This window comes from Polynucleobacter sp. HIN8, assembly GCF_030297615.1.
Classification (GTDB): Bacteria; Pseudomonadota; Gammaproteobacteria; order Burkholderiales; family Burkholderiaceae; genus Polynucleobacter.
In genome coordinates this window covers 1,755,240-1,769,696 of sequence record NZ_AP028139.1, presented here as the reverse complement: position 1 = coordinate 1,769,696, position 14,457 = coordinate 1,755,240, and the positions used below count along the sequence as shown (strand labels likewise).

The window sequence follows — 14,457 nt, the reverse complement described above, 5'->3', positions numbered from 1 at the left end:
GCAGGGAAGTGGTCAGCATAATGTTAATTTTCAAACACGATCACCAGTGGTTTTCATGTCGTTAAGCACTATATCTAAGTAGTATTACTATTAGACTAGAAGCGAATAGACAACTAAGTTGTTGAAGTAGAAGATTTAATTTTATTAAATACCTTGACGCATCATGGCAACGTTAGTAAGCATTCGCAAAGCAAAAGAAATAGGAGGCACTGTCCATAGGGCGAGGATTACTTGTGGACTGAGCATTCAGTCGCTTTCATCATTAACCGGATTTTCTGTCAACCAACTCAATCATCTTGAAAATGGCAACATTTACGCTTTTCATGAAAATATTGACGATTTAATTGAAGTAGCCAAAAAATGCGGTGACAAATTAAATATAAATTTATTTAATCAAAGCAGCTCTGAAGCCATTTTTTCTAATGATGAAAAAATCTTTTCTATCGCAGAAGCAATTCCGGTATTTGTACAGAAGCGCGCTTAATACTTACATCCATCGCGGCTTATCCTAGCTTTATTGATCAAGTCCACCACGTTTCAATTTGAAATTGAATATCCATAAGAGTGCAATATCTCTTTTGCTTTAGGTGTGCGCATAAACTCATAAAGACGAACTGCATCAGGCGTAGGATTTTTAATGAGCACCATACGTTGTTTAATTGGCTGATAACCATCATTTAGCTCAGCGGAAGAGACCTGCTTAGTAACTGAAGGAGATTTGGCGATGGAGAGTGCTGTAAAGCCAATATCCGCAGAGCCAGTCGTTACAAACATTGCTGCCATCGCAATATTATCGGCATACACAATCTTCGTATTTGCTAGTTCCCATAAATTGATGGCTTTTAGATACTCAACGCTAGCGCGACCATAGGGCGCTAGTTCCGGTTTTGCAAGCGCAATCTTGTTTGCTTTCTTAATTGCATCTGCAATTTTTTCTCTAGAGTCATCAAGAGCGATACCTTTGTTTCTACTCGCAATTAGAGCTAATTTACCAATTGCATAGACAGCACCTTCGTTTACTGTCTTTCCCTTTTTGAATAATTCAAGGGGGTATTGTTCATCGGCTGAGATAAATAAATGGAACGGGGCGCCGTTCATGATCTGCGAGGCAAAGTTTCCGGAGGAGCCATAGATGACCTTTAGATCACTTTTATTCTCTTTCTGGAATTGATTTTGAATCTCAATAAATGCATCTTTCATATTTGCTGCTACAACAACATACGTCGTTTGCGCATTTGCTATTCCAGTTACTAGGCAGCAAGTGAGAATAAGAAAGAGCTTACGAATGATCATGAAGAAATTTGGCGAGTCTTGAATAGCAAGGTGAGATTAGTCTCAATTGTTAATATCTGTTCAATTAAAGTAGCCCGAGCATTGAGATCGGCATCACCAGTTAGTTGATTACGATGGCATTGATACAACTTAAAAAACATGTCCTCGGTTAGCCCAAATTGTTCCCAATCAAACATCATATTGAGCTGCGCCTCGCGCAATGCCTTTTGGGCAGACCCTGAATCGGGATGTTTGGATTGACTTAGGATGTGGTCTGAGTTTTTAAATAGAGTCACTTTGAGTTCTTCAAAGCGGCGCTTGATGGCTTCATGACGAGTTCGTTCATCCTCTTCCATATCGGTAAATAGTAGGCGCGTAAATGCTTCAATCTCTCGATATTTTGCTTCCAAGTCATCGATCTTGGTTAACGTTTGTAAATCGTGCTCTTCTAAAAACATCGAATCGTTATCCAATTTGCCTTACAAAGCGGCCATCTTCCATTTCGGCTTTGGGCCGAACCCATAAGGTTTGGTTACGCATCGCCTCATAGATATATACATCTTCGAGATTAGCTTCTATCTTACCCAGGCCAATCACGCGATAGAGGCTGCCTGACTTGAGATGAATTAATTGGTCGCCTGCCTGAAATTTTGCTGTTGTGTTCATCAGAAAATTATATGGATAGCCTATAAAATCCACACTTTACATGGAACTTAATAAAGGTTGGCAATGAATTTATTTACCCCCGTCACACTTGGCTTAATGACGCTTGAAAACCGTATCTTGATGGCACCGCTCACTCGGATGCGTGCGAGTGATGAGGGAGTACCGGGACCCTTGGCAGCCGAGTACTATGCTCAACGTGCCTCAGCAGGACTCATTATTAGCGAAGCGACGCAGATCTCTCCTTTGGGGAAAGGGTATCCAGCAACCCCTGGAATTTATAGTGATGCGCAGGTGGCGGCATGGCGGACGGTTACCGATGCTGTGCATGCGCGGGGTGGCAAGATCGTTTTGCAGTTATGGCATGTTGGACGTATTTCTCACTCCTCACTGCATCCGGATGAGGGATTGCCTGTTGCTCCATCAGCGATTCAACCGGCGGGTAAGGTTTACACCGCATCGTGGTCCTTGGCCGAGTACGAAACCCCAAGAGCATTAACACTCGAAGAGATTGGGCAGTTGAAGGCCGATTATGTGCACGCTGCCGAGCAGGCTAAAGCGGCCGGATTTGATGGTGTTGAACTGCATGCTGCCAATGGCTATTTACTCGACCAGTTTTTGCAAGATCGTACCAATCAGCGCACGGATGCGTATGGCGGTTCAATTGCAAATCGTTGTAAGTTGGTATTAGAAATACTCGAGGCAATCATCCCGGTATGGGGTAGTGGTCGAGTAGGAATCCGTTTGTCACCATACGGCACATTTAACGACATTGCCGATTCCGACCCGAAAGGTTTATTTGCTCACCTGATCAATGCACTCAATCCATTTAATCTTTCTTATCTGCATTTGATTGAACCACGCGCAACGACTGCTGGGGGCAATGATCAACTAGTAGCTGATGCGCCGCGTACAGGTCAATTATTTCGCTCTTTGTTCACGGGTAAGGTGGTTTTGGCTGGGGGCTTTGATCAAGAGAGCGCTGAGAAAGCGCTTGCCGATGGCGAGGCTGATGCCATTGCCTTTGGTAGGTTGTTTATTGCCAATCCCGATTTACCAAAACGGTTTGAATTAAACGCTCCATTAAACCCCTATCAACGCGCCACATTCTATGGCGGTAATGAAAAGGGATATACCGACTATCCGGCGCTGTAAGACCATTCATTACAATGGATGGATTGATTCTTATATGCGAACACCCGAATAGTTATGGCCACCTATCAAACAGAGCGCGTGCTCTCTGTCAAACACTGGAACGAAAGTTTATTTAGTTTTACTACCACCCGAAATCGAGGATTACGTTTTCGTAATGGCCATTTCCTAATGATTGGTCTTGAGGTCGATGGCAAGCCATTAGCTCGTGCCTATAGTGTGGTGAGCCCAAATTATGCTGAGCACCTCGAGTTCTTCAGCATCAAAGTTCCCAATGGCCCATTAACTTCACGACTGCAGCACATTCAGGTGGGTGACTCTATTCTCGTGAGTGAGAAATCCGTCGGCACATTGGTGATTGATGATCTAAATCCAGGAAAGCATTTGTATCTATTTAGTACGGGAACTGGATTAGCTCCGTTTTTGAGCATTATTCGCGATCCAGAGACCTACGAACGGTTTGAAAAGATTGTTTTAGTTCACGGTGTGCGGGTGGTGAGTGAGCTTGCGTACCAAGAGTACCTTACGAAAGAATTACCCAATGATGAGTTTTTGGGGGAGTTGGTGCGCAATCAACTGATTTATTACCCCACGGTCACACGCGAGGCATATTCCCATACTGGCCGCTTAACTACCGCGATTGAATCTGGAAAACTATTTACCGATATTGGATTGCCACAGCTCAATCCTGCGGTGGATCGTGCCATGATCTGTGGCAGCCCCGCGATGCTTAAAGAAACCAGTGAATTATTGGATCAGCGCGGGTTTAAGGTTTCCCCATCCTCCGGAGAGTTGGGCGATTACGTCTTTGAGAGGGCCTTTGTCGAGAAGTAGGTCCAAAAAAGAAGCCCCTTGCGGGGCTTAAATTCAAAGGAAATAAATCAGTGCTTATTTAAGCGTAAGACTGTCAATTTCACTATACAGATTTATCAGTAATTAAAAACCCTAGGTTGAGCCCTGTGATTTTGGTGATAAACCACTAGAATTCAGTGATTATGCGCATTGAAGATACCGATCCAGACCGTCATAACGCCATTGAATACCCTATGGAAGTGGGCGCACCTAAGTTTGCACCCGTTCCAATTCGTGAAGAAAAAGACAAGGCGATCAATGTTGCTAGAGCGCATGCTAATCAAGAATATGAGCGCATCATGGAGCAGGCAGCGGTTTTGATGCGCCAAGCAAAAGCGCTGCAAGCCCGCTTAGATGCAACCGAAATGGTTCATGCGGCCAAATTTAGTTTTAATCCAGTTTATGGAAAAAAATATTATCTATACCAAGACCAGAGCCTGGGTTCCTATCGTTTAGTTCAGAACTCTCCGAGCGAGTGGAGTTGTGGTGTACCAGCGGGTTGGTCTTTTTGCCAAGTAGTCCGTAAGTTGGGCGATAGTACCTGGGAAGTGGTTGAAGACTAAATCAATGAGGTGATACTATGACAAAGTCGGATAGCCGTTGTTGTGGATCCGGTGTTTGCATCATCAATGACGCTGGAGAGTGCTGGTGTGGTCAAAAATGGGATGGTGAAAAGATGGTACACATGCCCTTAAATCTTGAAACGCCCCAAGACGAGGAAATGCAAATCAGGCTTGAAAATAAAGATGGTAAGGACTAACTAGTTCTCTTGCCGTTTTTTCTGTAAGTAAGTGATGGTACGAAAATGAGCATAAGCCATCACGATTGCCAAAATGGCTACTGAATATTTGACTGGAATCCGAAGTAGCATTTCTAAGACAAGGGCAAAGAAAAATGCCCATGCCATCATGCTTAGATACGAAATGGCAATAAAAAAATCCCGTAATTTTGAGCGATCCAACAGGCGTGAATAAACCATCGCAATTGGGATTAACGCAATCAATAGATACAAAACCATTCGCATTTGAGCTCTCTCCGTTCATAGAGAGTGTAAACAGTTTTATCTTACGAGGAAGTGTTGGTCGGCTGGAAAGAACTTGCTTTGTGATTCGTCTCTCGTGGCTTGGGTATCAATGGGCAGTTCGTGAGAGGCTCGCAGTGATGTGCAGCGGCACACACTGCAGCCGGTTGTTTGGGGTCTAGACGAGCACCAGTTTGCTCACAAAATAATAGAAGTCGCATTTTCACCTCGAGTTGGCCTCAGTCTAGCAAGAGGTAACTTTGATAATTTGCGCTAGATCAAAAAGTCAGCCGATTTTAGTAAAGTGAAGTCTTTCTAACCGTTGAGAATTGCCCAATGCCCACATTTAGCTCCCTAACTGGCCCCTTTTCATTCATTGGGCTTTTAATTCTGTCGAATGTATTCATGACCTTTGCTTGGTATGCCCACCTAAAAGACCTAAGTACTAAACCCTGGTGGATCGCTGTTTTTGTGAGTTGGGGGATCGCATTTTTTGAGTACGTCTTACAAGTTCCTGCCAATCGAATTGGCTATGACTATTTCTCCCTTGGCCAATTAAAAATTGCCCAAGAGATCATTACATTGAGTGTCTTCATACCATTTGCAATCTTTTATATGGGCGAGCCATTTAAGACCGATTACCTCTGGGCGGGGTTGTGTTTATTAGGTGCCGTGTATTTCATGTTTAGGGCATAGGGATCGTTGAGCCCTATTCGAATTCCTAAATCACTTTTATACTTAATCATTCATTATTGGAGGAGTCATGTTCGCTAAAACCATACTCAGTTGTCTGGCTGTTGCTATAACCATTATTGGCTTGTTAATGTACTTTGATTCTCAAGACGCAACTCTTTTTACCATCGGGATTATTAGTTACTTCTTGATTGCCTTATCGTCTAGCATCAAGTGCAAATGCTGGAATTCAGTGGGTTCATAACCAACTTTAGAAAAGAATATGAAATAGCCGCGATCCGTGAGGAGATGATTGATGCGTCAATTCCTAATCCAATGCCTAATTGTTTGTGCCGGTTTTCTATCTGGCCCCAGCCTTGCTCAGCTACCACCTAGTAAAGCGCAAGGAAATATCACATTCATTACGGGCGGTATTGGTAGTGATGAGTCGAGTGCCATCTTTGCAGCCGCTAAAAAGTGGCCATTACTCATAGAGATGTCGGAGATTGATAGTAGTGGGCGCGGTGTTTGGATTGTGGGTGTCGATATTCGTGTACTCAACGACAAACAACAAATTCTTTTAGAGACCGTATGCGATGGCCCCTTGATGCTTCTTCATGCGCCTTCAGGTCAATACACCGTTGAGGCAAGCTATCAAGGCAAGTTGCTGAAGCGCGGTATCGTCCTTAAAGAGGGAGACCCGCAAAAGCTAACCTTGTTCTGGCGCCCTTAAGTAGATCCCAAAATCGGTGGCAGTAGTTTGGTGAGATTAGCGCGCTGACTCGTTGCTGAGCCTGCCAAGGCAAAGCCAATCAGTTCAGACTGATTGTTATGAAAGAGCCCTTCAATTCCATCCTCTAACTCGTTGATTGACCACGAGCCAGTACTTCCGATCGGCGGTGGGGACACAATTAAAGGGAGTGCGGGTGTTTTAATCATCACCGGCATCGCTGGATAGGCGAGTGAAGCTTCTTGCCCAGCCAAAACCGTCGCCAAGGTACGCGCTGCTTGCATGATTGGCATCACATATGAGAGGACATGACCCTCTACCTCTGCGCAATCGCCTAGGCTATAAATATTCTGGAGATTAGTTTTTAGCTGACGATTGACAACAATTCCTCGATTGGTAGTAATGCCTGCTTCTTTCGCCAATTGAATTCTCGGGGCTAGCCCCAAAGCCGATAAGACCAAATCAGCTTGGATTATTTCGCCATTCGTCAGGATGACTTGAAGTTGATCGCCATCCCGAGATACTGATTGAATACTGACTCCCAAATGCCACAAGACACCAAGACTCGATAAGCGCTGTTCAAGTGCTTGCGCAATCGGTTTAGGTAATAGACGACTGAGGGCTTGATTAGCAAGATCAACGAGCTCTACGTGATAGCCACCACTTGCTAAATCATTTGCAAACTCACAGCCAATTAAACCTGCACCAAGAATGACCACTTTTTTCTTACCATCAAGTTGCTTACGAAAACGAGCGTAATCCTGAAGATCATTGACTGTTTGAACTTCATGATTAGCATTTCCATTCATCGGAACGCGAATTTGATCAGCACCCAGAGCTAAAACCAATTGACTGTATTCAATATCAAAGGATTGCCCATTATTTGACATCACAGAAATTTTTTGATGTGCCGGATCAATCTGCTGAACTGTTGTATGAGTATGAATGACAAGATTGAATTGCTCAGCCATTTTGGTTGCCGAGCTCGTGACGAGTTGCTCGGCAGATTTTTGACCAGCGATCGCAGTCGATAACATCGGCTTAGAATAAAAATCACCAGCTTCCTGAGTCACTAGGGTGATGGGGTGCTCTGCATTGATCTTGCGATACTCACGAATGAGGGTATAGGCTGCTAGGCCGCTACCAATAATGCAAATGGGTTGCGCTGGATTTGACATAGGGTTTTAACGCTTTCGAAAGCGAGCGGTTAGTTCTTTCAAAAAAATCCATAGAGCAGGTAGACCAGGAATAATGATCATTGCTAATGCGACGATCGAAAAATTACTTTTTACCCATGGATGCTCGCCAATCAAATAGCCTAGCCCCGTTAAGCTACAGACCCAAATGATGCCCCCAATGATGTTGTAGAAAACAAATACGGGATAGCGCATTTGGGCTACACCGGCCACAAAGGGGGCAAAGGTTCTAACAAACGGTAGAAAGCGACCGATCACGATCGTGATGGGTCCATATTTTTCATAAAAGGCATGCGCTTCGTCAAACGCTTTTTTATTAAACCATCGTGAGTTTTCCCACGAGAAGACTTTATTGCCGACAAATCGCCCAACCGAGTAATTGACAGCATCACCCAAAATGGCGGCACTGGTAAGGAAGATCATGAGAACTGGCAAACTCAAATCACCTGCTGCAGTGAGTGCTCCGGCAACAAATAATAAGGAGTCGCCGGGGAGGAATGGCATGACAACTAAGCCAGTTTCAATAAAAATAATTGCAAAAAGGAGAACATAAATCCAGGTACCCCACTCACTGGCAATCAGCGCAAGGTTTTTATCTAGATTGAGAAATAAATCGATGAGGTAGGAAAAGTCCAAGATCAGCCTTTATGTGTTGCTGCGATTGTAATGATATTGGGGAGGGCTTAAAAAGCTCTAGAATGACGGCATGCAATATATTGTTATCGCCATTCAAGTCGCCCTCGTGCTTTGGCTGATTTTTAATCTTTATCAGTTTGGAGTCGCTTATCGTGATTGGCGAAATGACCCCAACCCTGATTCCACATTTTTAGCCTTTTTGCTCGAACGCCTTGGTGCCCTGGGGAAAACCTTTGTTCAGACTTTTGTATACACCACGCTGGCAATTGGGGTGGGATACTTAATTTATGAATTTATTGCAATGCTGATGGAGTAGAACCAAGGCAGGGTATCAGCGCATCAAGATTGGGGCCAACGTAAGTAGGCGGATGACCAATCTTCTCAAACGGCAATTGGTAGCGATTGACCCAATAGGTATCAAAGCCAAACCAATTGGCACCAATGATGTCCCAAGCATTGCACGACACAAATAAGATTTGATCTTTTGGGATAGGGTAATAATTCAGAACCAATTGGTAACTACTGGGCGTAATTTTGAATTGACGGGCCTCTTCAATCGATATCACTCGGTCAAGGTATTGATCCAATCCACTTGACTGGTTTGCCCAAGATAACATCTGATGATTACCGTTGGAGAGAACGCACGTTTTAATACCCGTTGCTTTTACCTTTTCGAGAACCGCAGCAGACTCTGGAAAAGAATCAAGTTGAGCATATTGGTTCAGAAGGGTTGATTCGTTGTCTGGGCTCAGGCCCAGTTTTAATTGTGCACAAGAAAAATGCAAGGCTGCAATTGTCAGATCCCAAAAGGATTGGTAATGTTGACTGCCTAACGGATTGGGGTCTGCCAATGAAATGAGGCGCGTATATTCAAGTTGTTTATCGCGCCATAGCAGTGAGAGCGCTTTGCCTTGACCTGGAAATAGCTTTTCAGCAAGTGTGCCGATGGAGTACACATCAAATAGGGTTCCATAGGCATCAAATGCAATTAGCTGATATCGCATCTTATATAAAGCGGAAAGCGATAATCGCAACGAGGGTTGGCGGTAGTGCTGCAATAAAGAGGTAGAGAGCACTAATTGCGCCATCTTCAAAACTGGGTCGCAAAATGGAGTACCCAGCTGGATTAGGAGCATTTGCGATCACGGTTAAGCCTCCGCCCGTAACTGCTCCAGCCACTAACGCATATTTAAACTCATCGGATAAGCCATCCACTAATGATCCAAGATAGGTGAGGGCTGCATTATCGGTAATGGCGGTGAGAGCAGTCGCGCCGTAGTAGACCGTATCGGCATCTAAATTAGCTAGCAGAGGCTGTAACCACCATTTTTGCTGCCCCCCAAGAACCACTAGGCCTGCCAAGAAAAACGCCACCATCAAACTCTCTCTAAAAATAAGTTTGTTTTGATAGCGCGCGTACGCCGTGGTGTAGCCAATAAAGAAGAGAAAAAGACCCATGAAAATAACTGAATGGTGCACAAAGACAACTACACCCAGCAAAAAGAGAAGATGGATGAGAATGACGCTAAATGGAATGGCATCAAGCCGTTTTTCATTCGGATTGGCTGTCAATCCTGCTAATTCTTTTTTAAATAGAACTGTCAATATAGCTGAGTTTACGCATACTGCCAATGCAGAGCGCCAGCCGAATTCCTGAAGCATGAAAACAATATCCCAATTCCACTTAGCGGCAACCATCAAAATTGGAGGAGCGGCATAGGGAGTTAAGGTACCGCCAATTGAGACATTAACAAATAAGACACCAAGTGCACCATACATCAATTTTGGAGAAATCTTTTTGGAGAAATAGTAGTCACGAAGAAGTAACGCGGCTACAGTCATTGCTGCCGGTTCAGTAATAAACGAGCCTAGGAGAGGAACGAGGGAGAGGGTAACCCAAAAGAATGAAACCGATTTTTTGATTGGAATCAGTGCTGCTACGCGATTAACGAGCAGTAAGCAAAATTCTAAGACCGGTTTACTGGCAGCAATCACCATAATCACAAAGACAAACAAAGGCTCGGTAAAGTTCAAACTCTCTAGGTATTGAATGGTTGCCTGATTGCCGGTATGCATGAAGAAGAAGGCAACGAGGACCATGGCCCAAAAACCAAAGACTGCCTCAACCTCGCCCAACAGATGCCATACCCCCGCATGATTGGGTTGTTTGTGCGCAAGATGCTCAAAAAATTTTGTTGAGAAGGTGTGAATGACTGCCAAGGCAAAAATTGTTGTGCTAACAATATTGATCAGGGTTGGCGACATCGACATAGTTGTTTCCTAGAAGTTGACTAAAACAATCAGTAATACCCGCAATACTGTCATTGTATTGATAACGAATTCCATAGTCATCATAATGAAATAACCCTTTATCGCTGATTTACATTGAGGAATCGAGATGATGGAATCTGGTGATCGTTTAAAAAAGCCTTCGATTTCGTATAGCCTGGTTCAGAATTTGCGCCAGCAGTTGATGCGCATTTTGCCTTTTTCGCAGATGGCAGAAGAAGATGTTGATTTTTTTCTTCGCTACTCGGTGGAATCGTACTTTGCCCCACAGGAGGTCATTCTTTCGCCTGCCGATGGCGTTCCGAAAGCCCTGTACTTAATACGGCAAGGACGGGTATCCGGTCGGCGTTTGATACCTGGCTTTGAGGAAACGGGATTTGAATTAGATCCTGGCGATATATTGGCAGTCAGTGCGTGCTATGCTGGGCTTCCAACAACCGTGAAGTATGTAGCGGTCGATGATTGTTTTTGTTTGGCATTGCCATTGGAGCGGATGCACGAACTGGCAAGTCAATCGAAGCCATTTAGTGATTTTCTAAACAATCGCATTCTCAAGCTGCTTGAGGAATCCAGAGCGGCACTCAGAAATACATTTGCATCTAAGGCATTAACCGAGCAGTCCCTCGAGAGTCCATTGCGGGATCTTCATTTAAAAAAGCCAATCTCTGTAAGTCCAAATACTTCCTTGCAAGATGCATTGCAGTTGATTCATGATAAAAAGGTAGGCTCGGTTTTGGTGGTCGACGAAGGCGGGGGTATTGTTGGTATCTTGACCCGTTACGATGTCTTAAGTCGTGTGACACTTGCTCAAGTTCCCCTAACTACACCGATTGCACAGGTCATGTCGCGATCCGTTAAAACTTTGTCGATTGACGATACCGCGGAGACTGCTGGTCTTACGATGTCGCGTTATCACATTCGCCATTTACCAGTATTGCGGGGCAAGGAACTGGTTGGAATCATTTCTGAACGCGACTTATTCTCTTTGCAACGTTTATCGCTTAATAATATTAGCAGTGCGATTCGGTCGGCTGAGGATGTAGACACCTTAAAAGATTGTGCAAGCAATATTCGTAAATTTGCTCGTAATCTTTTGGGTCAGGGAGTGCAGGCAAGGCAATTAACCGCACTCATTAGTCATCTCAATGATGTGTTGACCGCACAACTCATCACTCTCTTTGCTAAACAGCATCATTTAAATTTAGAGAGTTTTGCCTGGATCTCACTGGGTTCTGAGGGGCGTAGTGAGCAAACGATTGCCACTGACCAAGACAATGCGTTGATTTATATAGATAGTGAAGCTTCTCAGAAGAGTCACTATTTAGCTTTTGCGAAGGATGTCAATCAGGCACTTCATGCATGCGGGTATCCCTTGTGCAAGGGAAACATTATGGCAAGTAACCCAGAGCTTTGCATCAGTCAACAAGAGTGGCTAGAGCGTTTTGCACGCTGGATTGAGCAGGGTAATCCAGAGGATCTTCTCAATGCCAGCATCTTCTTTGACTTTAGAGCGCTTGCGGGGAATGAGTCTTTGCTCGAGCCATTGCGCGAGTATGTTGTAAAGCGCGCCGAGGCTACGCCACGATTTATCAAATTACTCGTTGAAAACTCATTGAAATGGAAAGTGCCATTCAATTGGTTTGGTAGTTTAGAAACCAAAGACCTCGATGGTAAGCAAATCATCGATATCAAACTACAGGGTACCGCAATCGTGGTTGACTGTGCCCGTATTTATTCGCTAGCGAATGGTATTAGTGCTGTGAATACGCGTGAGCGATTAGCGGCGATTGGCCGTGCATTAAACCTGGATGAGGCCGAAAGTCTTGCATGGATTGCGGCGTTTGAGTATTTGCAGACCTTACGGCTTGCTGCGCAAATTGATGGCCATGCGATTGGTGGCAATCCCAATGCGGTCGATGTTGATAAATTGAATACTGTCGATAAGACAATTTTGCGGGAGTCGCTCTCGGAGGTCCGTAATCTGCAGCAACGACTTGAACTCGATTATGTTCGCTAATCTATTAGGCCGTTTTGGAATTAGCCAATCCAGAATTGAACCCAGTCGTTGGGTTGTGTTGGATGTAGAGACAACAGGTTTGGATCCTAGTCGTGATCGCTTGCTTGCGATCGCGGCCATTGCGATTGAGGTTGGACCGGGCTTCACAAAACCTACGATTGTGATTGGGGATAGTTTTGAAGCGGTCTTAAAACAAGATTTAGCGTCCGATAAAGACAATATCTTGGTTCACCATATTGGCGTCGGTGCACAAACAACTGGCAAACCACCGGTTGAAGTGTTGGAGGATTTCCGACATTGGGTGGGCAGTTCCCCCTTACTCGCATTTCATGCTCCTTTTGATCAGGGCATGATTACCCGCGCTTACAAACGATTTGGCCTATCACCGCTAGCAAATGATTGGATTGATATTGAACCGTTGGCTGCAGTATCAGGCATTCATCCCAAAGCACGAGCCTTAGATGACTGGTTACAGTTTTTTGGTATTGAATGCAGCGTTCGCCATCAGGCTGCAGCGGACACGCTTGCCACATGTGAATTGCTTTTATGTCTGTGGAATTCAATTCGGAAAGAGGCAAAGAGCCTTGCTGAGCTTAAAAACCTAGCCAAAGCGGGGGCCTGGATCCCCAGAGCGTAAATTAAACTTTACAAATTAAGGGTAAGCCCTTAGCACTTAGCCAAGTATTTTTAAATTACTAGGGAAATCACTGATTTGGGCATTTTTGTGACCCAACCATAATCCCCATTGGCATTTTTTCAATTCCCAAAAGGCTTCTGTGCTTTTATTTCTCAACATTGCACAACTAATTTTATATATTGGCGGACTCGCTTTAATGGGCCAGGCATTGTTGTTTGTTTTATCTGGGCAAAAGCGAGATACCAATCTTTTTTATCAGATTTTTCAGATTATCAATAAACCGTGGACCAAGATTGCACGGTTTATTTCGCCCAAGCAAATTGCGGACCATCAAACGCCTTTCGTTGCCTTTTGCATTATTGCCGTTCTTTATATGGCGGTCACGCTCGCTAAGATTGAGCACTGCATTACGATTGGGATCGAAATATGTCAGTAAAGCTTCGTTGGTATTTATTTCGTTTTTACGCCTCAGTCTTTATTGTTCTGGGCCTTCGTCAAAAGGCAATTGAAATTTTTGACCAAATGCTCGCTGAGTTTCCAAACGATCCATATGCGTTATCAAGTCTGGCCTATTTAAAGACCCAGGAAGGCGACAAACTTGGTGCGATTGAAATGTACAAAAAAGTGGTCTCGCGTTCAGATGCCAACGCCCAAACTTGGTACAACCTCGGATTTTTACAAGAAGAGACGGGGCAGGTCGAAGATGCCGAATTTAGTTTTCGTAAGGCGTTAAAGCTGGATGAAAAGCTGGATTTAGCATGGTACGGACTAGGGCTAACCCTAATTCAGCAGCGCCGTTTTGATGATGCTGTGAAGGCTTTAAAGAAAAATACCCAACTTCAGCCCATGAGCCCTTATGGTTGGTACCAATTAGCAAGGGTTTATGTGGATCGCCAAGAGCCTGAAGAAGCGGTAAAAATCATCAAGCACTTAAAGGAGTTTGAGCCCAAATTTGCTAAACAGTTGGAACGGGAGACCGGTTTAACGGCTTAGCTAATGATGTTGAAGTACGAAGTTTGTTGTAGATGTTTTTAATAACCTAAGGAGAAACTGTTATGCAGTTAACAGAATCGCAAAAAGAATATTGGTCGAAGAACCTAAGGATGACAAGTTTCTTGTTAGCCATTTGGTTTGTTGTGACCTTTGTTGTTGGCTTTTACGCGCGAGATCTAAATTTTAATTTCTTTGGCTGGCCTTTTAGCTTTTGGGTTGGTGCTCAAGGAGCATTAGTGATTTATGTTCTCATCATCGCTTACTACGCGCATTACATGAATAAGCTCGATCAAGAATACGATTGCGCCGAAGTGGAGGAGGATTAAT

The 14,457-nt window shown here is 44.2% G+C and carries 22 protein-coding genes; 13 read left to right on the top strand and 9 right to left on the bottom strand.

All coding sequences use genetic code 11. The annotated features are described in order from the left end of the window. The first annotated feature begins 163 nt into the window (after positions 1-163). Positions 164-484 carry a helix-turn-helix domain-containing protein gene (locus QUE65_RS09215; protein ID WP_286280808.1) on the top strand — a complete coding sequence of 107 codons (321 nt, stop codon included), beginning with the start codon at positions 164-166 and terminating at the stop codon, positions 482-484. A gap of 53 nt (positions 485-537) precedes the next feature. Here QUE65_RS09215 and modA read toward each other — a convergent pair whose 3' ends face one another. From modA to QUE65_RS09200, 3 genes are read right to left on the bottom strand one after another with little or no spacing between them, the layout of a single operon-like run. Continuing rightward, a complete protein-coding gene (gene modA / locus QUE65_RS09210) occupies positions 538-1,293 on the bottom strand; it encodes a molybdate ABC transporter substrate-binding protein (RefSeq protein ID WP_286280807.1) in 756 nt (251 codons plus the stop codon). Further along, positions 1,290-1,730, bottom strand: a complete 441-nt coding sequence (locus tag QUE65_RS09205) for a hypothetical protein (protein WP_286280806.1) — start codon at positions 1,728-1,730, stop codon at positions 1,290-1,292. Before QUE65_RS09205 ends, modA begins: the two co-directional genes overlap by 4 nt. A gap of 7 nt (positions 1,731-1,737) precedes the next feature. Further along, positions 1,738-1,938, bottom strand: coding sequence for a hypothetical protein (locus QUE65_RS09200; protein ID WP_286280805.1), 201 nt, complete (start codon positions 1,936-1,938; stop codon positions 1,738-1,740). A 63-nt stretch (positions 1,939-2,001) separates the two neighbouring features. Here QUE65_RS09200 and QUE65_RS09195 point away from each other — a divergent pair, with 63 nt between their 5' ends. The 4 genes from QUE65_RS09195 (at position 2,002) to QUE65_RS09180 (ending at position 4,699) form a co-directional block, all read left to right on the top strand. Further along, the gene (locus QUE65_RS09195; RefSeq protein WP_286280803.1) at positions 2,002-3,090 is read left to right on the top strand and encodes an alkene reductase; all 1,089 of its coding nucleotides are present in this window, start codon (positions 2,002-2,004) and stop codon (positions 3,088-3,090) included. A 54-nt stretch (positions 3,091-3,144) separates the two neighbouring features. After that, positions 3,145-3,921, top strand: coding sequence for a ferredoxin--NADP reductase (locus QUE65_RS09190; protein WP_215370109.1), 777 nt, complete (start codon positions 3,145-3,147; stop codon positions 3,919-3,921). Positions 3,922-4,082: 161 nt separating this feature from the next. Then, complete coding sequence (locus tag QUE65_RS09185; RefSeq protein ID WP_286280802.1) at positions 4,083-4,502, top strand: DUF2452 domain-containing protein; 420 nt, start codon at positions 4,083-4,085, stop codon at positions 4,500-4,502. Between the two features lie 17 nt (positions 4,503-4,519). Then, positions 4,520-4,699, top strand: coding sequence for a hypothetical protein (locus QUE65_RS09180; protein ID WP_286280800.1), 180 nt, complete (start codon positions 4,520-4,522; stop codon positions 4,697-4,699). Here the strand turns inward: QUE65_RS09180 and QUE65_RS09175 are convergent, their stop codons facing one another. Then, the gene (locus QUE65_RS09175; RefSeq protein ID WP_286280799.1) at positions 4,700-4,963 is read right to left on the bottom strand and encodes a hypothetical protein; all 264 of its coding nucleotides are present in this window, start codon (positions 4,961-4,963) and stop codon (positions 4,700-4,702) included. A 41-nt stretch (positions 4,964-5,004) separates the two neighbouring features. After that, entirely contained in the window at positions 5,005-5,181 is a 177-nt protein-coding gene (locus QUE65_RS09170) for a hypothetical protein (protein WP_286280798.1), read from the bottom strand. A gap of 115 nt (positions 5,182-5,296) precedes the next feature. Here QUE65_RS09170 and QUE65_RS09165 point away from each other — a divergent pair, with 115 nt between their 5' ends. After that, complete coding sequence (locus QUE65_RS09165; protein WP_286280797.1) at positions 5,297-5,656, top strand: DMT family protein; 360 nt, start codon at positions 5,297-5,299, stop codon at positions 5,654-5,656. Positions 5,657-5,948: 292 nt separating this feature from the next. Next, positions 5,949-6,365 (top strand): carboxypeptidase regulatory-like domain-containing protein, encoded by a 417-nt coding sequence (locus QUE65_RS09160; protein WP_286280796.1) that lies wholly within the window; start codon positions 5,949-5,951, stop codon positions 6,363-6,365. Here QUE65_RS09160 and QUE65_RS09155 read toward each other — a convergent pair. Together QUE65_RS09155 and QUE65_RS09150 are read right to left on the bottom strand one after the other, a co-directional pair. Continuing rightward, complete coding sequence (locus QUE65_RS09155) at positions 6,362-7,540, bottom strand: FAD-dependent oxidoreductase (protein WP_286280795.1); 1,179 nt, start codon at positions 7,538-7,540, stop codon at positions 6,362-6,364. The genes QUE65_RS09160 and QUE65_RS09155 overlap by 4 nt on opposite strands. Before the next feature lie 6 nt (positions 7,541-7,546). Next, positions 7,547-8,194, bottom strand: coding sequence for a VTT domain-containing protein (locus QUE65_RS09150; RefSeq protein WP_458574754.1), 648 nt, complete (start codon positions 8,192-8,194; stop codon positions 7,547-7,549). 70 nt (positions 8,195-8,264) lie between these two features. Here QUE65_RS09150 and QUE65_RS09145 point away from each other — a divergent pair, with 70 nt between their 5' ends. Continuing rightward, the gene (locus QUE65_RS09145) at positions 8,265-8,510 is read left to right on the top strand and encodes a hypothetical protein (RefSeq protein WP_286280793.1); all 246 of its coding nucleotides are present in this window, start codon (positions 8,265-8,267) and stop codon (positions 8,508-8,510) included. On the opposite strand, the gene QUE65_RS09140 is transcribed toward QUE65_RS09145, so the two are convergent. Together QUE65_RS09140 and QUE65_RS09135 are read right to left on the bottom strand one after the other, a co-directional pair. Beyond that, a complete protein-coding gene (locus QUE65_RS09140; RefSeq protein ID WP_286280792.1) occupies positions 8,488-9,198 on the bottom strand; it encodes a haloacid dehalogenase type II in 711 nt (236 codons plus the stop codon). The genes QUE65_RS09145 and QUE65_RS09140 overlap by 23 nt on opposite strands. Position 9,199: 1 nt before the next feature. Beyond that, entirely contained in the window at positions 9,200-10,465 is a 1,266-nt protein-coding gene (locus QUE65_RS09135; protein WP_286280791.1) for a putative Na+/H+ antiporter, read from the bottom strand. Between the two features lie 127 nt (positions 10,466-10,592). Here QUE65_RS09135 and QUE65_RS09130 point away from each other — a divergent pair, with 127 nt between their 5' ends. The 5 genes from QUE65_RS09130 (at position 10,593) to QUE65_RS09110 (ending at position 14,456) form a co-directional block, all read left to right on the top strand. Further along, complete coding sequence (locus QUE65_RS09130; protein WP_286280789.1) at positions 10,593-12,500, top strand: DUF294 nucleotidyltransferase-like domain-containing protein; 1,908 nt, start codon at positions 10,593-10,595, stop codon at positions 12,498-12,500. After that, a complete protein-coding gene (locus QUE65_RS09125) occupies positions 12,490-13,137 on the top strand; it encodes a 3'-5' exonuclease (RefSeq protein WP_286280788.1) in 648 nt (215 codons plus the stop codon). The genes QUE65_RS09130 and QUE65_RS09125 overlap by 11 nt, the downstream gene beginning before the upstream one ends. A gap of 139 nt (positions 13,138-13,276) precedes the next feature. Continuing rightward, the gene (locus QUE65_RS09120) at positions 13,277-13,573 is read left to right on the top strand and encodes a hypothetical protein (RefSeq protein ID WP_286280787.1); all 297 of its coding nucleotides are present in this window, start codon (positions 13,277-13,279) and stop codon (positions 13,571-13,573) included. Next, positions 13,564-14,130, top strand: coding sequence for a tetratricopeptide repeat protein (locus tag QUE65_RS09115; protein ID WP_286280785.1), 567 nt, complete (start codon positions 13,564-13,566; stop codon positions 14,128-14,130). The genes QUE65_RS09120 and QUE65_RS09115 overlap by 10 nt, the downstream gene beginning before the upstream one ends. Before the next feature lie 62 nt (positions 14,131-14,192). Then, positions 14,193-14,456, top strand: a complete 264-nt coding sequence (locus tag QUE65_RS09110) for a DUF4212 domain-containing protein (RefSeq protein ID WP_286280784.1) — start codon at positions 14,193-14,195, stop codon at positions 14,454-14,456. Position 14,457: the final 1 nt, after the last annotated feature.